The sequence below is a fragment of the Exercitatus varius genome, from assembly GCF_029577735.1.
Classification (GTDB): Bacteria; Pseudomonadota; Gammaproteobacteria; order Enterobacterales; family Pasteurellaceae; genus Exercitatus; species Exercitatus varius.
The window spans coordinates 1-25,264 of sequence record NZ_JARQTO010000005.1 but is presented as its reverse complement, the minus strand read 5'-3'; the positions used below and the strand labels follow the sequence as shown (position 1 = coordinate 25,264).

Genomic DNA, 25,264 nt, shown 5'->3' with positions numbered 1-25,264 from the left:
TTGGCACGAAAATCTCATAAAAAAACAGCTAAACATTATTTTTCTTATATAAAAAAGCCTGAAACCGCTCAGGCTTTTGAATTTTATCTAAAGATTAAGCGATTTTTCGTAGTTTGGCGTAATAAAATCCGTCGCCGCCGTTTTCTTCCGGTAGAAATTGATGACCGATGGCCTGTGGCGCTGGGAACGGCAGCGGTTCGAGTTGTGCGTCGTTCTGTTCCGCCAGAAAACGGGCGATTTGCCGACCGTTTTCATCAGGCAGCACGGAACAGGTGGCGTACAGCAATATGCCGTTCGGTTTGAGGGTTTGCCAAAGTGCGGTCAGAATTTGGTGCTGAATTTCCACTAACGGGGCAATATCCTGTTCCCGACGCAGCCATTTTATGTCGGGATGACGGCGGATAACGCCAGTGGCGGAACAGGGCGCGTCCAATAAAATTCGGTCAAATTTGACCGCACTTTTATTTCCGGTAATCTGTTGCGCCGCCTGCGGTAACCAGGTTTCGGGCCGGGTGGCGTCACCACAAATCACCACCGCCTGTTGATTTAAGCGGGCGAGGTTTTCCGTTATCCGTTTGAGGCGGTTTTCTTCCACATCCAAGGCGACCACTTTTGCTTGCGGCGCCTGTTCCAGAATATGCGTAGTTTTGCCGCCCGGCGCCGCACAGGCGTCTAAAATGAGTTCGCCGTTTTGCGGTTCCAGTAAAATAGCGGACCATTGGGCGTGCACGTCCTGCACCGTGGCCCAACCTTCGGCAAAATGCGGCAACTGTGACACGGAAACCGGCGATTCCAAACGCAGAGCGTGAGGATTTTCAGCGGGAAAAGCCGTTATGCCGTTTTCCGCCAGCCGTTGACGGTAATTTTCCGCGGAACTGTGATTCCGGTTTACCCGCAACCACATGGGCGGTTTCTGATTGTTGGCGTCGATAATGTCACGCCAGTTCGGATAGGTTTTTTTCAGTTTATTGACCAGCCATTCGGGATGGTTGGTTTGCCAATGTTTGTCCACGGTGGCCAGCACGCTTTCGCGTTCCCGCAGAAAACGGCGCAACACGCCGTTGAGCAGGCCGCGGAAATTGTCCGATTTCAGCTGGCGTGCGGCGTTTACCGCTTCATTGATCGCCGCGTGCGGCGGAATGCGGGTGTACAGAATTTGGTATAATCCCACCAGTAGCAGACAATGTACGATACGGGTTTTGCCCTTCAGCGGCTTGTCCACCAGCAAACGGATGATCCATTCCAATCGCGGCAACACGCGACACACGCCGAAGCAGATTTCCTGCAGTAAAGGCAAATCCTGCGGTTTCATTCTAGGCTGAATTTCAGGGAGCAGCGCGGATAAGGATTTTCCCTGATCCAGCACTTGCAGGATAATTTGCGCCGCTGCCGCGCGCGCGCTGAGATTTTTGTCCGTCGGGCTTTTTTTCCCGTTTTTTGTGGAAAGTGCGGTCGTTTTTTGCAACGTTTTTGTCATATGCGTTAACTCAATGCCGTTTGATGATATTGCGGGTGGCGGAATTAAGCTAATACCGTTCCCGCCGGAAACCAATCCGCCCGACCGTTCAGAAAATCCTGCACCGACATCGGTTTTTTGCCGGAAGGTTGTAAGCGGGTAATGTTCAATACGCCGTCCGCCGTGGCTATCCGCAGGCCTTTTTTATCGCAAGCCAACACCGTTCCCGCCGTCTTTTCCTGATGCGGCAATACGTCGGCCTGATAAATTTTAATCCGCTCTTCGTTGCCGTTGACGGTGACGGTTAAAAACGCCGTCGGCGCGGGATTAAAGGCGCGAATATTGCGTTCAAGCTGAGCGGCGGGTAAGGACCAATCCAGTTTCGCTTCCTCTTTGCTGAGCTTATCGGCGTAGCTGCTTTGATTGTCATCCTGCGGTTGCGGCTTAAACTTATCGTCTTCCAGGTGATCCAACACCTTAATTAATGCCGGCGGCGCGAGCTGCGCCAGTTTGTGATAGAGCGAAGCGGAGGTTTCTTGCGGTGTAATATCGCAATAAACTTTGTGCAGCATGTCGCCGGTGTCCAAGCCTTCGTTCATCTGCATGATGGTGACACCGGTTTGCGTATCGCCCGCCCAAATTGCCCGTTGAATCGGTGCGGCACCGCGCCAACGGGGCAGAATCGAACCGTGTACGTTCAAACAACCCAAACGGGGCGCGGCCAGAACGGCTTTCGGCAGAATTAACCCGTAAGCCACCACCACCATAACATCCGCGTTTAATGCCGCCAGTTCCGCTTGCGCTTCTTCGTGACGCAGAGATTTCGGCTGATAAACGGGAATATTATGCTGTTGCGCCAGCTGTTTAACCGGGCTGGCCTGCAGTTTTTTGCCGCGTCCCGCCGGTTTATCGGGTTGGGTGTAAACCGCGATAACATTGTGATTGGACGAAAGCAGCGCTTGTAGATGTTGGGCGGCAAAATCCGGCGTGCCGGCGAAGATAATGTTCAGTTTTTTCATAAATATATTTTTATCGAGTTTCGCCCGATGGGCGACTTACTTTTTCTTTGCTTGCACAAAGCAAAAGTAAGCAAAAAGAAAGTGCACCCCGACTTCGGTGCAGTTCTTCGCTTAGTTGAAATTTTTTTACGGAAAATAAGTAAACTCGCTACGCTCAAACAAACTTATTTTCCTAAAAATTTCAAGTCGCTTAGGCACCTCAGACGGGGCCCCGATGAGCGTAGAATCGTGATAAAAGTGCGGTTGATTTTTTTGATATTTTTAAATATTTGCGCTTATTCAACTTCCCCTTTTTGCCGCCTGAAAATAGTGAAATTTGTAGAAAATCTTGTTTGTCTGAGCGTAGCGAGTTTACAAGATTTTCGTAAAGCAAATTTCATTATTTTCAGGGAACAAGGCAAAACGGGGGCGCCTTTCTTTGCTTACTTTCTTTGGCGAAGCAAAGAAAGTAAGAATTAAGTTGGTGAAGCAAAGAAAGTAAGAATTACGCCGTTTGTTTTGCCAATTGTTTCTGATATTTCAGCAATTTTTCTTTCATTCGGTTGCGTTTTAACGGCGATAAATAATCCGCAAAGACGATGCCGTTTAAGTGATCCATTTCATGCTGGATGCAAATCGCCAGTAAACCGTCCGCATGTAAGGTGAAGGCTTCGCCGTGGCGGTTGAGGGCTTTGACGGTAATTTTTTCTTTGCGTGGTACGAAACCGCGCAGACCGGGCAAGGATAAGCAACCTTCTTCAATGCCGGTTTCGCCTTCGCTTTCAAGCAATTCGGGATTAATCAATACCAGTTGTTCGGTTTTTTCACCGGTGATGTCGATGGTGATCACGCGTTTGTGTACGTCAACCTGCGTGGCGGCTAGCCCGATGCCTTCTTCCTGATACATGGTGTCGAACATGTCGTCGATAAAAGTTTGCAGTTCGTCGTTAAATTCGGTGACGGGCGTCGCGACGGTTTTAAGGCGCTCGTCGGGGTAAATCAGTACGTTTAATAATGCCATAAAGTCTCTTTCCATAAATGTTAAAAAAATTGAACGTATTTTACATGAAATTCCGCCGGCTCGCTCCTATTTCTTTGATTTTTCGCAGAATTCGGTTGTTAGCGAAGTTGCGGGAAGAAAAAACGGCGGTTTTTTTGACCGCACTTAAAGCGGAAAGTGCGGTCGGTTTTTTCAGAGTTTTTTATTATGTAAACGGTTTAATAAATGGCGTTAAAAATTACTTTTTAATTCGGGTAAATTAATTAAATTTTAAATTCGAGCGGAGAGTTTTTATCCCCATAAGGATTTATTTTACGATAAAAGAATTTGTTATTTTTCCATCATTATTTGTAAAAGAATTGTAAGCTTGTGTAAATAATGAATTATTTATCCGAAATAAATTGCTATCGCCGTTAAATACTGCTATTTATTAGCAACAAATCGGACGTTGGACCATGTGTCGATGTCGCTTTTTAGGTAATGTTATTTTATATTTCAATAAGTTGGACTTGTTTTTAAGTATGTTTAGCCGTAAATATCATGAATTGCCGTTTATCACCGTTACTTTTCTTGTGGTCGGACCTGACTATGGCTATTTGAACTATATTCATGGGTATTAAGTCCTATGCTTATACCGATTTTTACCGAATTCTGATTGTTTAATTTTTTGTTAATTTTTCGAACCGTAAATGAAGGTGAAAATATAATATTATTTTTCTTGCAGTTCGATTGTTATTTGTTTTTATAAACTACACTTTTTATTTGAATCATTATTTTAATATATTGAAAATATAGGGGTATATTTTATGAATCTAGACAGCTACAAAGTTGGTGTTGTCGGCCTTGGTTATGTAGGTTTACCGTTGGCGGTAGAGTTCGGTAAACAGCGTGAAACCATAGGTTTTGATATTAGCCCGAACAGGGTAAAAGAACTGGCGGAGGGTAAAGACCGAACTTTAGAAGTTTCGTCGGACGCCCTCAAGTCAGCAACTTATCTTTCCTACACTTCCGATCTCGAACAGCTGAAACGATGCAATTTCTTTATTGTTACTGTTCCCACTCCCATTGATGATGTGAACCGTCCGGATTTGACGCCGCTGCAAAAGGCCAGTGAATCTATCGGTAAAGTGCTGAAAAAAGGCGATATTGTGGTGTATGAATCCACGGTATATCCGGGCGCGACGGAAGAAGTCTGTATTCCTATTCTGGAACGAGTGTCCGGCCTGAAATTTAATCGGGATTTCTTTGCGGGTTACAGCCCTGAACGGATTAACCCGGGCGATAAAGTTAACACGCTGACGAAAATTAAAAAAATCACCAGCGGCAGCACGCCGGAAGTGGCGGATATCGTCGATCAAATGTACGGCAGTATTATTACCGCGGGCACTCATAAAGCCGCCAGCATTAAAGTGGCGGAAGCGGCCAAAGTGATTGAAAACACCCAGCGGGATTTGAATATTGCGTTGGTGAACGAGTTATCCATTATTTTTGAACGTGTCGGCATCGATACGGTTGATGTATTGGAAGCGGCGGGCAGTAAATGGAACTTTTTACCGTTTCGTCCGGGCTTGGTCGGCGGACACTGTATCGGCGTCGATCCGTATTATTTAACCCATAAAGCGGAAGAAGTGGGTTATAACCCGCAGGTTATTCTTGCCGGTCGCCGCATTAATGACGATATGGCTCATTATGTTGCGCAAACCACGATCAAATTAATGTTGAACCATAATATTGACGTGGCCAAAGCCAAGGTGGGCGTATTAGGGGTGACCTTCAAGGAAAACTGTCCGGATATCCGTAACAGTAAAGTGGTTGATGTGATCGACGAGTTACGTAACTGGGGCGTGGACGTCGTGGTCGCCGATCCTTGGGCGGATCCTGCCGAAGTGAAACACGAATACGACCTGGACCTGTCAGTGATTGATGAAAAACATCCGGTGGATACACTGATTGTGGCGGTAGGACATAAAGAATTCAGAGAATTAAGCGCTGAAACTTTGCGTTCATACATGCGTTCGGATAATCCGGTATTGGTGGATGTGAAAAGTTTATTTGACCGAGATGCCTTATCGCAACAAGGTATCAGTGTGTTCCGTTTATAAATGAGTAGAGACGAAATTATGAAAAAATTTGCACTTATCGGAGCGGGCGGCTATATCGCTCCGCGTCATTTGAGAGCGATCAAAGATACGGGTAATACGTTGGTTGTGGCCATGGATGTGAACGATTCCGTCGGTATTATGGACAGCCACTTCCCGGAAGCCGAATTTTTCACCGAATTCGAGCAGTTTGAAGCCTTTGTGGAAGACCAAAAATTAAAAGGCGAAAAACTGGATTACGTGGCCATCTGTTCACCGAACTATTTGCATGCGCCGCACATGAAATTCGCCTTAAAAAACGGCATCAACGTGATCTGTGAAAAACCGTTGGTATTGAATTCCGCCGATTTGGACATGTTATCCGAATACGAACAAAAATACGGCGCGAAAGTAAATTCCATTCTGCAATTACGTCTGCATCCGTCGATTATCGCCTTGCGCGACAAAGTGGAATCCGCGCCGGCGGATAAAGTGTTCGATGTGGATTTAACCTATCTGACCTCGCGCGGCAAATGGTATTTGAAATCCTGGAAAGGCGTAGATCAAAAATCCGGCGGCGTCGCCACCAACATCGGCGTACATTTCTACGATATGCTGCATTTCATTTTCGGTGATGTGGTGAAAAACGAAGTGCATTATCGCGATGAGAAAACCGTTTCCGGTTATTTGGAATACAAACGTGCGCGGGTTCGTTGGTTCTTGTCTATTGATGCCAACAATTTACCGGCAAATGCGGTGCAGGGTGAAAAACTCACCTATCGCAGCATTACGATTGAAAACGAAGAACTGGAATTTTCCGGCGGCTTCACCGATTTGCACACCCAAAGCTATCAACGCATTCTGGAAGGCAAGGGTTACGGCTTGGAAGAAAACCGCACGGCGATCGAGACGGTGGAACATATCCGTCATGCCGACGTGATAGCGAATCCGGCCAATCCGCATCCGTTTTTAACAAAATTATTACAAAAATAAACCTCAATTGAGTGCACTAGCAAGCAGTTCAATTGCAATTCGAGTTTGGGCTATATAAAAGTGCGGTCACAAAAAGCAACGTTTTTTTAGATTGTTTTTTGACCATAATTTATACATAGCCCATTCGAGGATTGCATTTAATCTTTAAGAATTTTGTATAAAACGCGAAGCGATATCCATTCAACTATTCAACGGGAAACCAACATTATGAACTATTATCAACATCCGTCGGCAATCGTTGACGAGGGTGCCGAGATCGGTGACGGCTCAAGAGTTTGGCATTTCGCCCACGTATGCGGCGGCGCCAAAATCGGTAAAGAGGTGTCGCTGGGACAAAATGTGTTTGTGGGCAATAAAGTCCGTATCGGCGATCGTTGCAAAATTCAGAATAACGTTTCCGTATACGACAATGTATATTTGGAAGAAGGGGTTTTTTGCGGTCCGAGCATGGTTTTTACCAATGTGTACAACCCGCGTTCGTTGATTGAGCGGAAAAGCGAATATAAAGATACTTTGGTAAAAAAAGGCGCGACTTTGGGCGCCAATTCCACCATTGTATGCGGCGTGACGATCGGCGCTTACGCCTTTATCGGCGCAGGTGCGGTGATTAATCGGGATGTGCCGGATTATGCCTTAATGGTGGGCGTGCCGGCCAAACAAATCGGTTGGATGAGCGAATACGGCGAACAATTGGATTTGCCGTTGTCGGGACAAGCCGAAGCCCGGTGTCCGCACACGGGAGAGGTTTACCGTTTGGACGGTCATGTGTTGAAGAAATTATAAGCAGGTAAAGAAGATGGAATTCATTGATTTAAATGCTCAGCAGCAAAGAATTAAAGCGCAAATTGACGCGGGTATTCAGAAAGTGTTGGCGCACGGTAAATATATTTTAGGTCCGGAAGTCGCGGAATTGGAAGAAAAGCTGGCGGCTTATGTCGGCGCAAAATATTGTATCAGCTGCGCTAACGGCACGGATGCGTTACAAATTGCGCAAATGGCGTTGGGCATCGGCGCCGGTGATGAAGTGATTACCCCGGGATTTACTTATATCGCTACGGCGGAAACCGTCGCTTTATTAGGCGCAAAACCGGTTTATGTGGATGTGGATCCGAAAACCTACAATATTGACGCGGCGAAACTGGAAGCGGCAATCACACCGCGTACTAAAGCCATTATTCCCGTGAGTTTGTACGGACAATGTGCGGATTTTGATGCGGTAAATGCCGTGGCACAGAAATATAACTTACCGGTCATTGAAGATGCCGCACAAAGTTTCGGCGCGAGCTATAAAAATCGTAAAAGTTGCAATTTAACCACTATTGCCTGTACCAGCTTTTTCCCAAGCAAACCTTTAGGCTGTTATGGCGACGGCGGTGCAATTTTTACTAACGATGATGAATTGGCAAAAGTGATTCGTCAGGTGGCAAGACACGGTCAGGATCGTCGTTATCATCATATCCGCGTGGGCGTAAACAGCCGTTTAGACACCTTACAGGCGGCGATTTTGTTGCCAAAACTGGCGATCCTGGACGATGAAATTTCAGCCCGTCAACGGGTGGCGGAAAACTATACCCGTTTGTTTAATCAAGCCGGCATCAACAGCACGCCGTTTATTGAAGCGCATAACCAAAGCGCCTGGGCGCAGTACACCATCCAAGTGGATAATCGTGCCGAGGTACAGGAAAAACTAAAAACGTTGGGAATTCCGACCGCAGTTCATTATCCGATTCCGTTAAATAAACAACCGGCGGTAGCGGATAGCCGTATCAATTTACCGGTGGGAGATTTAATTGCCGAACGTGTGATGAGTTTGCCGATGCATCCGTATCTCACATCGGAAGAACAGCAAAAGATTGTGCAAAGTTTAGTATAGGATTTTTCGCCATGGGCCAGGCTAAATTACGCGTATTGCTGGTGAGCGATATGGGGCATATCGGCGGAACGGAGATCGCTACTCTGATTGCCGCCACCGAATTGAATCCGCTCGTGGAGTCGGTGACGGTTTTCGGTAAAACCGGACCGCTGTTTGATACCATCAACAAATTGGGTATTCAACAAATTAATGCGGATTGTCATACCAAGAATCCGCTGAAACTACTTAATTATGTTTATCAGTTGGTGAAAACGGTGAATGATAAGCAAATTGATGTGATTCATGCCCAAATGGCGCGTCCGTTGTTGTTTATTTGGTTGGCGAAGAAATTCTTCAAAAATAAACAAGTGAAGATTTTCTGGACATCGCGCGGTTTGGATCATGAGACTTATCAAAAAGTCGTACCGTTTTTTGTCAAAATGGGCGTGAGAGGGCTGGGAAATTGTAAGCTTGAACAACAAAAGCTGATTCGCTACGGTTATCCGGAGGTGCAAACTTCTTATATTTACAATGCATATCGTTTAATTCCGACCAGCAAGCCGATGAAGTCCTTGGAAAAGTCGCGGTTTGTGATTGGTACTTTATCCGCTTTGCGGGAAGGGCGCAGCGTTGAGTTATTTCTGGATTTCGCGAAATATTGTTTAACTTATCACCCGGAACGTCAGTTTGAATTTGTTATTGGCGGTGATGGCCCGCATCGCGGGGTCTTGGAAAAGATTGCCGGAGATTTAGGGATTGAGCAACAGGTGAAGTTTGCGGGCAATGTATCGGATGTGACTGATTTTATGGACGGTGTCGATGTGTTTGTCAGTCCGCTGGTTGTTGACGGTGACAGCGGTGCAGGCTTATCCAATTCCATTGTCGAGGCGATGATTATGAAAGTGCCGGTTTGTGCCTTTAGAGCTGCGGGCATTGAAGAAATCGTGATAAACGGTAGTACGGGACATCTGATTGAGCCGCGCGATATCGCCGCTATGGCGGAAGCGGTTTGCCGGACGATTGACGATAAAACGGCAACCGAATCTTATGTGAATAATGCGTATGATTTGATTATTCGCGAATGCGATCCGAAAAAATATGCACAAAAATTGTTGAAATTATATAAGGAATTGTAATGCATATTCTGATATTGCCGTCTTGGTACCCTTTACATAAAGATGATCTGAACGGCGCATTTTTTCGAGAACAAGCTAATGTTCTCGCTGATTCCGGTGTGAAAGTCGGTGTGATTGCGCCGCAGTTTAGATCATTACGGTTAGGTAAAAATGCGGTTCTGGGTCGTTATGATCAAGAATTCTGGCAGGACGGCAATATTAGCACGTATTTTCAACATGGCGTATTCTGGTTTCCTAAGATTCCTTACTTGGATTTAAAGCGTTGGGTGAAAGCCGGATTGGCATTATTCGAACGTTATGTTAAAGAACAAGGCATGCCGGATATTTTGCATGTGCATAGTTTATTACATGCGGGGCCTTTGGCACTGGAAATCCATAAAAAATATCAAATTCCTTACTGTGTTACCGAGCACAGTTCGGTTTTCGGACGGGGATTGGTGAAAGACTGGGAATGGCCGTATTTGAAACGCTCCGAAGCGGCGGCAAGCAAATTATTGGCTGTCAGTAAAAGCCTGGCGGATCTGTTAAAACAGAAATTAAACGGTAAAGAATGGACGGTTTTTCCTAATTTGCTGGATGATTTGTTTGTCGAAAGTTCGATGAATTTATCGGCGCGAAAATATCAGCTGTGCGCCGTCGCATTTTTACATGCAAAGAAAGGATTTGATGTATTAATCAAAGCCTTTGCCAACGTTGTGGAAGAATATCCGCAATTAAAGCTCATGATTGGCGGAGAGGGTCCCGAACGGGCCAAACTGGAAATGCTAATCAAAACTTTAGGTCTGGAAAATAACGTAACTTTACTGGGGGCGCTTTCCCGCGGGGAAGTTTGCCAATTAATGAAAGAAAGTCTGGGTTTTGTTCTTTCCAGTTATATCGAGACTTTCGGCGTGGTGGTTATCGAAGCTTTGTCACAAGGTACACCGGTGGTATCTACATTGTGTGGCGGACCCGAATCCATTTTAACGGAAGGTGACGGTTTATTTGTCAAAGCGGGTGATGAAAAGGAACTGGCGAAAGGTATTTTGGAATTTCTTGCCAATCAGGAAAAATTTGATAACGAGCAAATCCGGCGGCGCTGTATCGATGCCTATTCCAAAAAGCCGTTTGTCAATAAACTGACAAATATTTATCGGGATATTTTAGATAAAAAGTAACGTTATGGTGAGATTAATATCGACGGTTTTTGTCAGACAGATTTTAGTCGGTATTCTGCAGGTTATTACATTAATTGTAATTGCCAGAGGATTGGGTACCGAGCAAATGGGGCAATATACGTTAGCCATTTTGTTGCCGACGTTATTTTCCCAAATCATTACTTTTGGTTTACAGAGTATCAATATTTACGCCATCGGGCGGAAAATGGTTAATGAAAACCAGGCGTTGTATGCCAATTTGATTTTCTTATCCGGTTTATCGATAGTGACCGGTTTGGCGTTAGGTATCGTGGTGCATTATTTCGGGCAGTATTTTTTTAATGAAGTGCCGGTGAGTTTATTGTATTTATCCTTGGCTTCTTTGTTGCCGCAGACATTTTTTACCGTATTGCCTTCTTTAATTCAGGCGGTGCAGAACTTTAAATGGTTCAATATTGTTTGTGTTGCTCAGCCGTTAGTCATTTTTCTGATTTCAATGGTGGCGATTCTGTTTTCAAACGATGTGAGTTCTATTTTAACCGCCTATGTATTAAGCCATTGGATAAGTTTCTTTATTTTACTGCGAATTATCCTGAAATTAATCAAGGTGGAAACTTATTCGCTGAAACGCTTTTTTTTCGACTTTATCGGTTACGGACTGAAATCTCATTTAAGTAACATTATTACTTTGTTGAATTATCGGTTTTCATTGTTGATTTTAGGTTATTTCACTACGCCGGTAGTGGTGGGTATTTATTCGGTCGGGATGCAGCTGGCGGAAAAATTGTGGTTGCCTTCTCAGGCGGTCAGTACGGTATTGCTCCCCCGATTATCCAATAAATTAGGGGAAGGCGGTGACGACAGAGAAGTCGCAAAACTCACATTAGACAGCGCCAGACTGACCTTTATTGTCACGCTGGTTATCGGTATCGCATTTGCTTGTTTGTCTTCCCTTATCGTAAGAATTTTATTCGGTGCGGAATATGAGAAAGCGGTGTCCGTAATATTGCTGTTATTGCCGGGAATTTTGGCCTGGACACCGTCAAGAATTTTAGCTAACGATCTTGCCGCCCGGGGATTTGCCGAATTAAATCTGAAAAATTCTTACTGGGTGTTCGGGATTAATACGGTATTGAGTTTATGCCTTGTGCCGTTATGGGGATTAATCGGAGCCTCTATTGCGACGACGCTTGCCTACACCATGGATTTAGTGTTGCGATTGATTGCTTTTAACCGAGTGACACAAAGTCGGGCGTTTTGGCATATCGTTCCGAAGCCTTCGGATTTCGGCATGATGGTAAGTTTTATAAAAGGATTAAGAAATGCAAGATAAAAAGCACATTATGATTGTTGCGCCTTATGTCACGTTTCCTCATGAAATGGGAATGAACCGATTTATTTATCTTGCCAAAATGTTATCGACGGAATTTGACGTGACATTGGTGACCAGTAAATATTGTCATTTCTTAAAAAAACATCGCGAAAACGTACCGCACTTGGATAATGTGAGTGTGGTTTTATTGGATGAACCGGGATACGCCAAAAATGTCAGTATTCGCCGCTTAATCAGCCACCATGCGTTTTGCCGTCATTTTGAAACCTTTTTAAAAAATTATGAGCGAAAAATCGATGTGGTTTATTCCGCTTATCCGTTAATTAGAACAAATTATATTTTAGGCAAATATAAGCAAAGTAAAAATTTTAAATTGGTTATTGATGTGCAGGATGTTTGGCCGGAAGCTATTGCCGGGCCCATTGCGTTTTTTTCTACGCCAATCGGCAAAATGCTGATGAAGCCGATTACGCGCTATGCCGATAAAACATACGGCTATGCGGATGCGTTAGTGGCAGTTTCGGAAACTTATTTGCGCCGGGCGGATGTGAATCATTTGCCGGATACGCTGAAAAGTGCGGTCTATATTGGCGGAGATTTTTTATTCGCCAAATCGGAGGATAAAAAAACAACGGGTAAATTGATTGCCACTTATTTAGGCACCATGGCGGGCAGTTATGATTTGGAGACCGTGGTGAAAGCCGCGCCGTTGTGCAGCGAGAAGGTGAACATTCAATTTATCGGCACCGGTCCGCATGAAGCTTCCCTGCAGGCGCTGAACCGCCAATTGGGCGGTCATGTGGCGTTTTTAGGCGTTCATCCTTATAACGAAGCCATGCGAATGCTGGCGGATTCCGATGTGGCGCTGAATGCTATTAAAGCTTCGTCGGAAGGCAGTATTACTAATAAATTATCCGATTATATTTGCTGTGGATTGCCGATTTTAAGCTGTCAGAAACATCCGGAAGTGGAAAAACTGCTGGCGCAAGGCGGTGGCATTCAATATGCGGCGGGGAATTATCGGGAATTGGCCGCCGAATTAAATAAATTGGCGGAAGACAGAACGGTTTTAAACAATATGTCTCAAGTTAATTTATCGCTTGCGAAAGAGAAATTCTTACGTGAACGTTCTTATAAAGAAATTGAGAAATTAATCAAAAATATTATTTGATATGAATATTAGCGTTATCAGTACTTTTAAGCTGTTATTATTTTTTGCATTGGGATTGGTCATATTTTCGCCCGCATTATCTAATCTGTTAGGCTTACCTCGATTGGATAGTGCGCTGAGTTTCGTATTTTTTTTCTTATCTTTTATAACTCTCTTTTTTAGAGAGATAGAAAAGGACTTTTTAAAACTGATATTTCCGTTATATGCGCTGTTTTTCTTTGTGGGAATTTCATTATTAAATTCGTTTTCAACGGATAAAGCGGTGGATTCGTTCTTTTTCGGTATTGTGATTTTCTTATTTCATTATTCTTTTTTGGCATTTAATCGGAATGATGGCGAAGCGGGTATCCGACGTTTGTTATTGGGAATGTCGTTAATTATTTTGGCAGGATTTTTTATTGAGGCTTTGCTGGGTTTTCAGTTGGTGTCGGGTAATGACGAATTAACGGTAACCGATAATGCGTTTAAAGGATTTTTCTTTAATACTAATGACCAGGCTGTGATTATGATTTCACTTGCCGCGTTAATAGGATTTTTTTATATCATCCGAGAAAACAATTGGAAATGGAAATTAACCGGATATGCGTTGTTGTTGATTATCGGTCTGGCGGTGGTAGTTAGTGCGTCCCGGTCGGTATTACTGAGTTATCTGATTATGCTGATGTTAATATTATTTTTAAATGCATCGGTCTATTTTAAGGCGGTATATCTGTTTTTCGCCTGTGTAGTCGTATTATTTATATTTAATCTTTCCTGGTTGCAGGAGTTATTTATTTTACTTGCCAAAATTGATTGGCTAGAGCGTCCGATAGAACGTTTTTCATTAGTTATATTTTCTATGGCGGATGATAAGTCCGTCGGTTATCGGACAGAAATTTATACCGCGTTTTTAGATAATTTCAAAATTCTTTGGTTGGGTTACGGTCCGCGGGATTACATTCAGTATTTCGACCGAATAAAGTTAAGTTTTCCGTTGGGTTATACCAATCCGCATAGTTTCTTTATTGAGATTTATTTGGCTTTCGGTATTTTTGCATTCTTATCATTTTTATATTTTATATTGAATGCTATTTATTACGTATTAACCGATTATTTATTAGCCTGGAAAGAACGCATATTTATTTTATTTATTTTTATTAATTTCTGTTGGATCGTTTGGGTGCCGTCTTCCATTTTGAGATTGCCGTTAGTCTGGTATCCGCTTTTCCTGGTTTTAGTTTATGCCGTTCTGGCTAAAAACGGTACTTTCGCCAGCTCGAAATCGGTCGGCAGTAGGAGTTCTTCATGGTAAAACGTTTTTTCGATATTGTTATTGCGCTGACAGCCTTAGTTTTGCTTTCACCCGTATATTTATTCGTGGCTTATAAGGTAAAACGGAATTTGGGTTCGCCGGTTTTGTTTAAGCAGATCCGTCCGGGCTTGCATGGTAAACCGTTTGAGATGATTAAGTTCAGAACCATGAAAGACGGCGTGGATCATAACGGCAATATTTTACCGGATGCGGAACGCTTAACGCCGTTTGGTAAAATGCTTCGCGCCACCAGTCTGGACGAATTACCGGAGCTCTGGAACGTGTTAAAAGGCGATATGAGTCTGGTAGGGCCTCGCCCGTTACTGATGGAATATTTACCGCTTTATAACGAACGGCAAGCTAAACGCCACGACGTGAAACCGGGCATTACCGGCTATGCTCAGGTGAACGGGCGTAACGCCATCAGTTGGGAACAAAAATTTGAATTGGATGCCTGGTATGTGGAAAACCAATCATTCTGGTTAGATTTGAAAATCATCGCGAAAACCATTCAAAAAGTGATTGCGAAAGACGATATTAACGCGGCAAATGACGCCACTATGCCTAAATTTGAAGGGAATAAAAAATCATGAACATTCTTGTTACCTCAGCCGGACAACGGGTTTCTCTCGTTCAGGCGTTTAAAAAAGAATTATCGCAATTAGTGAGCGGCGGAAAAGTGTTGACCGTGGATTTAAATCCCGAACTGGCGCCGGCCTGTTATGTGGCGGACGACCGTTTCCGGGTGCCTCGGGTGACGGATGCCGGTTATATCCCGACATTACTTGAAATTTGCGAAGCAAATAACGTGAAATTAATTGTTCCGACCATTGATACGGAATTATTGGTTTTAAGCGAACACTTGCAGCAGTTTAAGGATAAAGGCATTTTTATTTCCGTCAGTGATGCGGAATTTGTCAGAAAATGTCGCGATAAACGATTAACCAACCAATTGTTTGTTGAACAGGGTATTGCCGTGCCTAAACAATTTGAGAAAGGTCGGTTTGAATATCCGGTTTTTGTGAAACCTTATAACGGCAGTTTGAGCAAAGGGATTTTTGTGGCGGAAAAACCGGAGGATATTTCACCGGAGCAGCTGGAAAATCCCGAACTCATGTTTATGCAGTATATTTCGCCGGCGGAATACGACGAATACACCGTAGATTGTTATTTTGACAAACATTCCGTGCTGAAAAGTGCGGTGCCGAGAAAGCGAATTTTTGTGCGGGCGGGCGAAATCAATAAAGGCGTGACCAAGAAAAACGCCATCGTCACTCAGTTATCGGAAAAATTGTCTCGTTTGCCGGGCGCGCGCGGTTGTTTGACGGTGCAGGTGTTTTATCACAAATCTAGCGCCGAAATTCTGGGAATTGAAATTAATCCGCGTTTCGGCGGCGGTTATCCGTTGAGTTATCTGGCGGGCGCCAATTATCCGCGCTGGTTGATTCAGGAATATTTGTTTAATCAACCGATTCCCGCCTTCGACGATTGGGAAGCGGATTTATTAATGCTGCGTTATGACGCGGAAATCCTGGCGCATCATTATGAAAAATAAGGCGCTGGTTTTAGATTTGGACGATACGCTGTATGCGGAAATCGATTTTCTGTATTCCGCTTATCAGCATATTGCGTTTCGTTTGGCGCCGGAACAGGGCGAAGTGTTATTTAATCGACTGGTCGAACTGTATCACCGCGGAGAGAACGCCTTTCAGTATTTGGTGAAACAATATGACGTCGATTTGGCAACTTTGCTGGATTGGTACCGATTTCATATTCCGCAGATTAGGCTTTTTCCGCATGTGGAGGAACAACTAAACCGGCTGAAGGCGGATTATCGGTTTGCCTTAATCACGGACGGCCGCTCCGTGACGCAACGGAATAAAGTGAAAGCGTTGGGATTGGAACCATTGCTGGATTTCATGGTGATTTCGGAGGAAATCGGCAGTGAAAAACCCAGTATCAACAATTACCGGCTGGTTCAGGACGCATTGCAATGCGAACATTACATTTATATAGGAGATAATCCTAAAAAAGATTTTGTCACGCCGAATAAATTAGGCTGGAAAACTATTTGTTTAAGGGATCGCGGGACGAATATCCATAAACAGGATTTTGAAATTCTTCACGAATTTCTCCCGCACTTTTATATGTCGGATTGGTCGGATTTACCGACGATTTTAGATTTTTAATTTTATTATTGCTTAATCATTAAGGGGTTTATTATGTTGAATACCGCTTTTGAACCGTGGCCGTCTTTTACTCAAGAAGAGGCCGACGCCGTTTCCCGCGTACTGTTATCAAACCGGGTAAATTACTGGACGGGCACCGAATGCCGAGAATTTGAAAAAGAATTTGCCGCTTACGTGGGGACAGAATATGCCATTGCCCTGACTAACGGCACTGTTGCGCTGGATCTGGCTTTGAAAGCGTTGGACATCGGCGCCGGTGATGACGTTATCGTAACTTCCCGTACTTTTTTAGCTTCCGCCAGTTCAATCGTAACCGCCGGCGCCAATCCGGTGTTTGCGGACGTCGAGCCGGATTCTCAGGTGATTTCCCGTCGTACCATTGAAGCCGTTTTAACGCCGAATACCAAAGCGATTATTTGTGTGCATTTAGCCGGCTGGATGTGTGATATGGATCCGATTATGGCGTTGGCGAAAGAAAAAGGCATTTATGTGATTGAAGACTGCGCGCAGGCGCACGGCGCTATGTATAAAGGCAGATCGGCGGGGTCTATCGGTCATATCGGGGCGTGGTCGTTCTGTCAGGATAAGATTATGACGACAGGCGGCGAAGGCGGTATGGTGACCACCAACGATAAAGCGTTGTGGAATAAAATGTGGTCTTATAAAGATCACGGTAAAGATTTCGATACGGTTTACAACAAACAGCACCCGTCAGGCTTCCGCTGGCTGCATAATTCATTCGGTACCAACTGGCGAATGATGGAAATGCAAGCGGTCATCGGTCGTATTCAGTTGACCCGTATGGCGGATTGGACGGCAACGCGCATTAGCAATATGGAACGTATTCTGAATGCTTTCGACGGCAGTCCTTATTTCTCCGTACACAGACCTGGTCAGGATTATGTGCATGCGGCGTATAAATGTTATGTGCAGGTTAATCCGCAAGCCTTGCCGGAAGGTTGGTCGAGAGATCGGATTATGCAGGAAATTAACGAGCAGGGTGTGCCTTGCTACAGCGGTTCCTGTTCCGAAGTGTATCTGGAAAAGGCTTTTGATAATACGCCGTGGCGTCCGGTTCAGCGTTTGCAAAATGCGAAATTGTTGGGTGAAACCAGCTTAATGTTTTTAGTTCATCCGACGCTGAGCGAAGAAAGTCTGAATAAAACTTGTGCGGCAATAACTCGGGTTATTAAGGCATTATCGGAAAACAAATAAGGTAGCGGATTATTATGAAGTCTTTTATTGCAAGCTTAGTGATTGCATCAAGATGGATTAAACTCTGCGGTCTTATGTTGTTGGACTTCTTGGTTTTTCCGATCTTGTTGTGGGTGTGTTATGCCTTGCGTTTATTAGATCTTTCTGCGGATTTGGTGCCAAATCTCTATTTGGGTGAGTTTTGGATTTCGTTATTTGCCGTGGCCTGCCTTTTTGTGTGCAGTGTGTACCATTTTGTTATCCGGACATTTAACGAAACGCTGATTGTCAGATTGTTTATCGCCACCATTATGACGGTGATCGGATTGCTGTTGTTAGGGCATTTTTCGGATGTCTTTATTCCGGCATCGGTCGCTTTCATGTTCGGGTTTATGATGTTTTTATGGGTGTGGCTCAGCCGTAGTGCGATTCGCTTAACCGTAAGATATATTTTAAATCCGCGGGTGACCAGTAAGCGCATTGCCATTTATGGTGCGGGTATCGGCGGGCAACAAGTTGTACAAACTCTGTTGCGCTCCGATGAGCATTTACCGTTATTTTTTATTGACGACGATAAAAATCTGAGAAACAGACGAGTCGGCGGATTAAAGATCTATTCTGCAAAAGCGGCATTGGATGCGTTGGAGCGTTATGAGATCGATGAGATTTTAATTGCGTTGCCTTCGATTAGCCGGGCTAGAAAAAACGAGATTGTGGAATTTTTGTCTCAATCTCATCGACGGATTATGGAATTGCCGAGCCTGACTAAGCTGGTAGACGGGCAAATCAATATTTCGGATATTAAAGAAGTGGATATTGTGGATTTGCTGGGACGAGAACCGGTGGATCCGGTGCCGGAATTGTTCAGCAAGAATATTCAAGGTAAAGTCGTTATGGTTACGGGAGCGGGCGGTTCCATCGGTTCCGAATTGTGCCGTCAAATTATCCGTAATCAACCTAATACATTGTTGTTATTCGAAATTTCGGAATATGCACTTTATGCCATTGAGCAGGATTTAAGAAATATTATCCGAGAAGAATCGCTGCCTGAAACGAAAATTTTGCCATTACTGGGTAATGTACAAAATAAGCAGCGACTGGTTGAAATCATGAAAGCGTTCAATGTTGAAACATTGTATCATGCGGCGGCTTACAAGCATGTGCCGATGGTCGAATATAATGTGGTTGAAGGCGTACAGAATAATATCTTCGGAACCTATAATACGGCGAAAGCCGCGATTGAAGCGAACGTGGATTCCTTTGTATTGATTTCTACGGATAAAGCGGTACGGCCGACAAATGTCATGGGAACGACGAAGCGAATTGCCGAACTTTGTCTGCAAGCGCTTGCCCAAGAACAAGGAAAGACGCATCATACTTTATTTTCTATGGTTCGTTTTGGTAATGTATTGGGGTCATCGGGTTCCGTTATTCCGTTGTTCAAAAAACAAATTGCGCATGGTGGGCCTATAACCGTCACGGATAAAAGAATTATCCGTTACTTTATGACAATCCCTGAAGCGGCACAATTAGTCATTCAGGCGGGCGCTATGGCGAAAGGCGGTGACGTGTTTATCCTTGATATGGGTGAACCGGTTAAAATCGTCGATTTAGCACGAAATCTGGTTAAACTTTCAGGATTAACCATAAAGGACGAAAGTAATCCGGATGGTGATATTGAAATTCGTTTTACCGGATTAAGACCGGGTGAAAAACTTTATGAAGAGTTGCTTATCGGCGGCGATAATGTTGAACAGACTTATCACGAACGGATTATGACGGCGAAGGAAGATTTTTTGCCGCCGGATAAACTGAAAGAGCTGATTAAACAACTTGAAGACGCTTGCAATCATAACGATTGCGAACGGGTTCGCCATTTATTGTTAAACGCGCCGACGGGATATCATCCTGTCAGTGAACTTGCGGATTTTGTTTGGAACAAACAACATTCGGACGATTAACTTTTATTACAGATTAAATATGAATAAATTAATTAAATCTCTACTTGTAACCGGACTGGGTTTATCTTTGTCATCCTGTTCCGTATTTTTGCCGGATAGCCATAAATCGCCTATTTCGCAAAGACCCGCACAGATTGTCGGTGAAAATGTCGATTTAGCCAAAGCGATTGATGCTTATCTCATTACGCCGCAGTTATTGAAAACGCTGAAGCCGATGAACGCTTCGGCACAGTCTAATCTGAATCTGGATAAAGAACTGAGAGATTATCAATATCGTGTGGGTGTCGGCGATGTACTGAATGTTACCGTATGGGATCACCCGGAATTAACTACGCCGGCGGGTTCTTATCGTTCATCGGCGGAGGCCGGTAACCAGGTTCATGCGAACGGAACAATGTTTTATCCTTATGCCGGCAACATAAAAGTTGCGGGATTAACCGTAGATCAGATCCGCGGTCGTTTAACCAAAGCGTTATCCAATTATATCGCCGAGCCTCAGGTTGAGGTGAATGTCGCATCATTCCAGTCACAAAAAGCTTATGTAACGGGCGAGGTTAAGTCGCCGGGTCAGCAATTTATCACCAATGTGCCGCTGACTTTGTTAGATGCAATCAATAAGGCCGGCGGGTTGGCGGATAACGCCAACTGGCATAATGTGACGCTGACCAGAAACGGACGGGATGAAGTGATTTCAGTGGAGGCGTTAATTCAGCGCGGCGATTTAACGCAGAATCGTTTGTTGAAAAACGGTGATATTGTGCATGTACCGCGTAACGATACCATGAAGATTTTTGTGGTGGGAGAAGTGGTGCAATCACAGCTTCTTACCATCGGGCGTAACGGCATGACCTTAACGGAAGCGCTGAGTGCGAGCGGCGGTATCGACAAATTGTCTTCCGACGCAACGGGGATTTTCGTTATCCGGGGTCAGCGGGGTAAACATGAGCTCGTTCAGGATAGCAATGGTGAAAAAATCGAAAAAGTCGCCAATATCTATCAGTTAGACGTTACCAATCCGACGGCTTATATTTTAGGTACGGAATTCTATCTGCAACCGCATGACGTAGTTTACGTGACGACCGCACCGGTTTCCCGTTGGAACCGCGTGATTTCTCAAGTCGTACCGACTATCAGCGGATTTAACGACTTAACCGAAGGCGCATTACGAATCAGAACGTGGCCTTAAACACCGCGTAAGCGCATAAATTTTTGACCGCTTTAATTGGTCATTAAGGGAAATATCTGAGGTTCTCCTCCTGGAGAACCTTCATCGGACGATATATTGCCCGTTGGCGGTTTTTCTTCAGGTATTGCAAATTGACATGCTGGAAGTTGAACAACAGATTTTATTATTAAGGGTTTTATCATAATGAGTAAAAAACAAAATGATGTTATCGATCTGACTAAACTGCTGAGTTTATTCTGGGATCAAAAACGAATCATTCTTTTCTCTACGTTGTTATGTGCGGGGCTGGGGCTGATTTATTCATTATTGGCGCCCTCGATTTACATGGCGACGGCTTCCGTGCAGGTAGAGGAAAAATATACGGGCGGGGCTTTGCAAGGGATTTCCAGTATTTTCGAACAGGAATCCACGGCCGGCACCGAGATTGCCGTGATTAAATCCAGAGCGATTATGTTAAAAGCGGTGGAGGATTTGAATTTAACGACGGAAGTTTCTCCCGTCTATTCGATTCCTTTTTTCAGTAAAGCCATTGAAAAGCTGACAGGCGATAAATCGGAAATCACCGTTACCCGTTTTGTGCCGAAACAAGATGCATCGCAGGAATATACCTTAATTATCGGTTCTAACGAAAATGAATATGCCGTCGTGGACGAACAGGATCAAACCGTATTAAGCGGCGTTGTCGGCGAAAAATACGATAATAAGGACATTGAAATTCAGGTTACCCAACTGAAAGGGGCGTCAGGACAACGTTTTAGCCTGAAGAAACTGGAAAAATCCGACGTTCTTGAATTGGTGGAGCAGCTGCAACAAGCGGTTACGGCGGAAGAAAAAGGTAAACAAACCGGCGTAGTGGAATTAACTTTGAAAGGTGAAGATCCGGAATACATTCAAAACGTGCTGCAAAGCATTACTCAAAGTTATTTAGAACACAGCACCGCGCGCAATTCGGCGGAGGCAAGTAACAGCCTGGCCTTTTTAGAAAAACGTTTACCGGAAGTGCGCGACAGATTGACCAAATCCGAAAATGCACTGAACGAATACCGCCAGAAGAAAGCCTCTATTGATTTAGGGTTGGAAGCGAAATCGGTGTTGGACGCGTTGGTGCAGTTAGATGCGGATCTCAATGCGTTAACCATCAAAGAAAGCGATATTTCTCAACGTTTTACCAAACGCCATCCGAATTATGTCGCGCTGTTGGAACAACGTAAAGTTTTGCTGAACGAAAAAGCCCGTTTAACCAAACAGCTTGAATCGTTACCCGAAACTCAAAAAGATACGGTTCGTTTGACCCGTAATTTTGAAGTCGACCAACAGATTTATACTCAATTATCCAACAAAATTCAGGAATTGGACGTAGTTAAAGCCGGTGCGGTCGGAAATGTGCGCATTTTGGATCAAGCGCAAACCTTGCCGAAACCGGTAGCGCCGCGCAAATTGATTATTTTTGTGTTAACGGCCATTATCGGTTTCATGTTCGGTAGCGGTGCCGTGCTGTTAAGATCCATTTTGCAAAAGGGCATTCTTACCGTATCCGAAGTTTCTGATATCGGTCTGGTGACTTACGCGAACGTACCGTTTTCCAAGAGACAATCGGCGTTATCCCGAGTCAGAGGCGGCAACCAGGCGGGCGGCGGTTTATTATCGGAACGTCAGCCGGACGATGCTTCAATAGAAAGCTTAAGAAGCTTAAGAACCAGCTTAAACCACATGCTGTCCGAAGCGAATAACCGGATCGTCTTGCTTTCCGGCGTATCGAAAGGCGTCGGCAGACATTTCGTTTCGTCTAATCTTGCCAATTTACTGGCCAAGGCGGATAAAAGACTGTTGTTAATCGATGCGGATCTGCGCAGCAGTCGCTTACATTACGCCTTGGGCGTGGAAAACCGTCCGGGCGTGACCGAACTGCTGACGGAAAATTTACCTTTTGAACAAGGCGTAAAAAATGTCGGTGCGCATTTTGACGCGATTCCTTGCGGAAGCGTGACCGCCACGCCGTCCGAATTGCTGTCTTCGTCGCGTTGGCAACAATTACTGGATTGGGCGGCGCAGCATTACGATGCCGTGATCGTCACCGCACCACCGATTCTGAGTGTCACGGATGCCGCGATTGTGGGACAACATGCGGATGTCACGCTGTTAATCGGGCGTTTCGAACAAACTACGGTGCATGAAATCGAAGCCAGTCGGGAACGATTCGCCAATGCCGGCGTGAAGGTCGACGGATTCGTCTTAAATGCCGTCAAAGCCCGAGCCGTCAATAAAGACGATTATTTCCCGAACGCTTAAACCGAACATGCCGTTTGAATCGCTTCAAGCGGCATTTTACAGACATCCAGTCAACCGAACCGGCAAAAACTCGCAAAATTTTGCCCGCACTTTTACTGTGAACATCGGAAAAGTGCGGGCGATTTTTCGATAGTTTTTTATTTTCGCAGTTTCACTTCCTGCACCGCGTGGTCGGCGCCTTTGTGCAGAATCAGGTTCGCCCGTTCCCGGGTCGGCAAAATATTCTGCCTTAAATTCAGCCCGTTTATGGTATCCCAAATATGGGCCGCGGTGGTCACGGCTTGCGATTCGGACAAGGTGGCGTAATGTTTAAAGTAGGAATGCGGATTGCTGAACGCACTTTGGCGGAATTTCAAAAAACGGCGAATATACCATTCCTGCAATAGCGCTTCATCGGCGTCCACGTAAATGGAAAAATCCACGAAATCCGATACGAAAGTTTTCGCTTTGTTACCGGTTTGCAATACGTTTAAGCCTTCCAGAATAAGAATATCCGGTTGATCCACCAGGTTAAATTGATTCGGGACGATGTCATAGGTCAAATGCGAATAAATCGGCGCTTTTACGTTAGGTTTGCCGGATTTGACGTCGGCCAGAAACTGAATCAGTTTCGGCGTGTCGTAAGAAACCGGAAAACCTTTCTTCTGCAACAGATTTTTTTCCTGCAAAACGGCTAGCGGATAGAGGAAACCGTCGGTGGTGATCAAATCCACTTTGCGCGCCAGCGGCCAGTTCGACAGCAAGGACTGCAGAATACGCGCGGATGTGCTTTTTCCCACCGCGACGCTGCCGGCAATGCTGATAATGTAAGGAACTTTGGGATGTTGCCCGCCCAGAAAACGGTTGAGTACGGTCTGGCGGCGGAGGTTTTCTTCAATATAATAATTAATCAGACGCACAAGCGGTAAATAAATGGTGCTGACTTCATCCAGCGATAACTCTTCATTAATACCGAGCAAGGGTTTTAAATCCTGTTCGGTCAAAGTTAAGGGAACGGATTTGCGTAATTCTGCCCATTGCGAACGGTTAAAGGTAAGAAACGGGCTGACAATTTGCGCGGAAGTTTCCGTATGATTTAATGTATTCACGATTTTCTGCATTCATTTAATGGGAAATTTTGTTAAGAATATACCTTATAAACGGTTTGTGCACAGAGAATTTTATAAAGTGCGGTCAAAAAAACGCAGTTTTTTGCATTTTTGTGTGGAATTTAAGCGGATAATTAAAAAATATTGATTTTTTACAAAAAAACACTTGTCAGAGGTAAATTTTTCCCTATAATACGCCTCACTTGCTTATGACGCCGACTTAGCTCAGTAGGTAGAGCAACTGACTTGTAATCAGTAGGTCATCAGTTCGATTCCGATAGTCGGCACCATCTCATAAACAAGATCAATCTCGTGTGGAGGGGTTCCCGAGCGGCCAAAGGGGGCAGACTGTAAATCTGTTGGCTCAGCCTTCGAAGGTTCGAATCCTTCTCCCTCCACCACTCACAAGATTTGATGGGACAGATGAATTTAGGACTGCGGGCATCGTATAATGGCTATTACCTTAGCCTTCCAAGCTAATGATGCGGGTTCGATTCCCGCTGCCCGCTCCAGTACGCTGATATAGCTCAGTTGGTAGAGCGCACCCTTGGTAAGGGTGAGGTCGGCGGTTCAAATCCGCCTATCAGCACCACGCCTATTTTCACCTATCCGTTTAGAATAAACCGTTGATTAATTACATTAGGTTCACTTGGTGTTATTGTACCATCGTAACCGTGTTTTTTAGAGGGACTTTCAATGTCTAAAGAAAAATTTGAACGTACAAAACCGCACGTAAACGTGGGTACAATCGGCCACGTTGACCACGGTAAAACAACTTTAACCGCAGCAATCACTACCGTATTAGCGAAACATTACGGCGGTGCGGCTCGTGCATTCGACCAAATCGACAACGCGCCGGAAGAAAAAGCGCGCGGTATCACCATCAATACCTCACACGTAGAATACGACACGC

Annotated in this window: 22 protein-coding genes and 4 tRNA genes; 22 read left to right on the top strand and 4 right to left on the bottom strand. The window is 44.7% G+C overall.

Annotated features, from left to right (window positions below; genetic code table 11):
• Positions 1-94: 94 nt before the first annotated feature.
• The gene (rsmB, locus tag P7M01_RS05880; RefSeq protein ID WP_317483056.1) at positions 95-1,477 is read right to left on the bottom strand and encodes a 16S rRNA (cytosine(967)-C(5))-methyltransferase RsmB; all 1,383 of its coding nucleotides are present in this window, start codon (positions 1,475-1,477) and stop codon (positions 95-97) included.
• Between the two features lie 44 nt (positions 1,478-1,521).
• Positions 1,522-2,475, bottom strand: coding sequence for a methionyl-tRNA formyltransferase (gene fmt, locus P7M01_RS05875; RefSeq protein ID WP_317483055.1), 954 nt, complete (start codon positions 2,473-2,475; stop codon positions 1,522-1,524).
• Here fmt and P7M01_RS05870 point away from each other — a divergent pair.
• Entirely contained in the window at positions 2,422-2,934 is a 513-nt protein-coding gene (locus tag P7M01_RS05870) for a hypothetical protein (RefSeq protein ID WP_317483054.1), read from the top strand. The genes fmt and P7M01_RS05870 overlap by 54 nt on opposite strands.
• Positions 2,935-2,959: 25 nt before the next feature.
• Here the strand turns inward: P7M01_RS05870 and def are convergent, their stop codons facing one another.
• Positions 2,960-3,475 carry a peptide deformylase gene (gene def / locus P7M01_RS05865; protein WP_202936332.1) on the bottom strand — a complete coding sequence of 172 codons (516 nt, stop codon included), beginning with the start codon at positions 3,473-3,475 and terminating at the stop codon, positions 2,960-2,962.
• Between the two features lie 785 nt (positions 3,476-4,260).
• Between def and P7M01_RS05860 the strand changes: the two genes are divergently transcribed.
• The 16 genes from P7M01_RS05860 (at position 4,261) to P7M01_RS05785 (ending at position 23,263) form a co-directional block, all read left to right on the top strand.
• A complete protein-coding gene (locus P7M01_RS05860) occupies positions 4,261-5,556 on the top strand; it encodes a nucleotide sugar dehydrogenase (RefSeq protein ID WP_317476070.1) in 1,296 nt (431 codons plus the stop codon).
• A gap of 18 nt (positions 5,557-5,574) precedes the next feature.
• Complete coding sequence (locus P7M01_RS05855; RefSeq protein ID WP_317481191.1) at positions 5,575-6,525, top strand: Gfo/Idh/MocA family oxidoreductase; 951 nt, start codon at positions 5,575-5,577, stop codon at positions 6,523-6,525.
• A gap of 207 nt (positions 6,526-6,732) precedes the next feature.
• Positions 6,733-7,308: an acyltransferase gene (locus tag P7M01_RS05850; RefSeq protein ID WP_202936329.1), complete on the top strand. Its 576-nt coding sequence runs from the start codon at positions 6,733-6,735 to the stop codon at positions 7,306-7,308.
• 13 nt (positions 7,309-7,321) lie between these two features.
• Positions 7,322-8,398, top strand: coding sequence for a DegT/DnrJ/EryC1/StrS family aminotransferase (locus P7M01_RS05845; RefSeq protein WP_317477810.1), 1,077 nt, complete (start codon positions 7,322-7,324; stop codon positions 8,396-8,398).
• Between the two features lie 11 nt (positions 8,399-8,409).
• Entirely contained in the window at positions 8,410-9,513 is a 1,104-nt protein-coding gene (locus tag P7M01_RS05840; RefSeq protein ID WP_317483053.1) for a glycosyltransferase, read from the top strand.
• Entirely contained in the window at positions 9,513-10,670 is a 1,158-nt protein-coding gene (locus P7M01_RS05835) for a glycosyltransferase (protein ID WP_317483052.1), read from the top strand. Before P7M01_RS05840 ends, P7M01_RS05835 begins: the two co-directional genes overlap by 1 nt.
• A 4-nt stretch (positions 10,671-10,674) precedes the next feature.
• Positions 10,675-11,982, top strand: a complete 1,308-nt coding sequence (locus P7M01_RS05830; protein ID WP_317483051.1) for a flippase — start codon at positions 10,675-10,677, stop codon at positions 11,980-11,982.
• A complete protein-coding gene (locus tag P7M01_RS05825; RefSeq protein WP_317483050.1) occupies positions 11,972-13,153 on the top strand; it encodes a glycosyltransferase in 1,182 nt (393 codons plus the stop codon). Before P7M01_RS05830 ends, P7M01_RS05825 begins: the two co-directional genes overlap by 11 nt.
• A 262-nt stretch (positions 13,154-13,415) precedes the next feature.
• The gene (locus P7M01_RS05820; RefSeq protein WP_317481188.1) at positions 13,416-14,444 is read left to right on the top strand and encodes an O-antigen ligase family protein; all 1,029 of its coding nucleotides are present in this window, start codon (positions 13,416-13,418) and stop codon (positions 14,442-14,444) included.
• Positions 14,438-15,037, top strand: a complete 600-nt coding sequence (locus P7M01_RS05815; protein ID WP_317476061.1) for a sugar transferase — start codon at positions 14,438-14,440, stop codon at positions 15,035-15,037. The genes P7M01_RS05820 and P7M01_RS05815 overlap by 7 nt, the downstream gene beginning before the upstream one ends.
• On the top strand, positions 15,034-15,999 hold the full coding sequence (locus P7M01_RS05810; RefSeq protein ID WP_317476060.1) for an ATP-grasp domain-containing protein: 966 nt from the start codon (positions 15,034-15,036) through the stop codon (positions 15,997-15,999). The genes P7M01_RS05815 and P7M01_RS05810 overlap by 4 nt, the downstream gene beginning before the upstream one ends.
• Positions 15,989-16,633: an HAD family hydrolase gene (locus P7M01_RS05805; RefSeq protein ID WP_317483049.1), complete on the top strand. Its 645-nt coding sequence runs from the start codon at positions 15,989-15,991 to the stop codon at positions 16,631-16,633. The genes P7M01_RS05810 and P7M01_RS05805 overlap by 11 nt, the downstream gene beginning before the upstream one ends.
• Positions 16,634-16,666: 33 nt before the next feature.
• Positions 16,667-17,848, top strand: coding sequence for a DegT/DnrJ/EryC1/StrS family aminotransferase (locus P7M01_RS05800; protein WP_317483048.1), 1,182 nt, complete (start codon positions 16,667-16,669; stop codon positions 17,846-17,848).
• A gap of 14 nt (positions 17,849-17,862) precedes the next feature.
• Positions 17,863-19,788, top strand: a complete 1,926-nt coding sequence (locus P7M01_RS05795) for a polysaccharide biosynthesis protein (RefSeq protein ID WP_317483047.1) — start codon at positions 17,863-17,865, stop codon at positions 19,786-19,788.
• Positions 19,789-19,807: 19 nt separating this feature from the next.
• Entirely contained in the window at positions 19,808-20,974 is a 1,167-nt protein-coding gene (locus P7M01_RS05790; RefSeq protein WP_202936317.1) for a polysaccharide export protein, read from the top strand.
• Between the two features lie 183 nt (positions 20,975-21,157).
• Positions 21,158-23,263: a polysaccharide biosynthesis tyrosine autokinase gene (locus P7M01_RS05785; RefSeq protein ID WP_317483046.1), complete on the top strand. Its 2,106-nt coding sequence runs from the start codon at positions 21,158-21,160 to the stop codon at positions 23,261-23,263.
• Between the two features lie 137 nt (positions 23,264-23,400).
• Here the strand turns inward: P7M01_RS05785 and coaA are convergent, their stop codons facing one another.
• A complete protein-coding gene (gene coaA / locus P7M01_RS05780) occupies positions 23,401-24,363 on the bottom strand; it encodes a type I pantothenate kinase (RefSeq protein ID WP_317483045.1) in 963 nt (320 codons plus the stop codon).
• 202 nt (positions 24,364-24,565) lie between these two features.
• Here coaA and P7M01_RS05775 point away from each other — a divergent pair.
• From P7M01_RS05775 to P7M01_RS05755, 5 genes are all read left to right on the top strand, one after another.
• A tRNA-Thr gene (locus tag P7M01_RS05775) sits at positions 24,566-24,641 on the top strand.
• A gap of 26 nt (positions 24,642-24,667) precedes the next feature.
• A tRNA-Tyr gene (locus P7M01_RS05770) sits at positions 24,668-24,752 on the top strand.
• Between the two features lie 36 nt (positions 24,753-24,788).
• Positions 24,789-24,863 (top strand) — tRNA-Gly (locus P7M01_RS05765).
• A 4-nt stretch (positions 24,864-24,867) separates the two neighbouring features.
• Positions 24,868-24,943 (top strand) — tRNA-Thr (locus tag P7M01_RS05760).
• A 104-nt stretch (positions 24,944-25,047) separates the two neighbouring features.
• Positions 25,048-25,264 (top strand): GTP-binding protein (locus P7M01_RS05755; protein WP_042611824.1); only part of this gene is annotated, 217 nt, incomplete at its 3' end.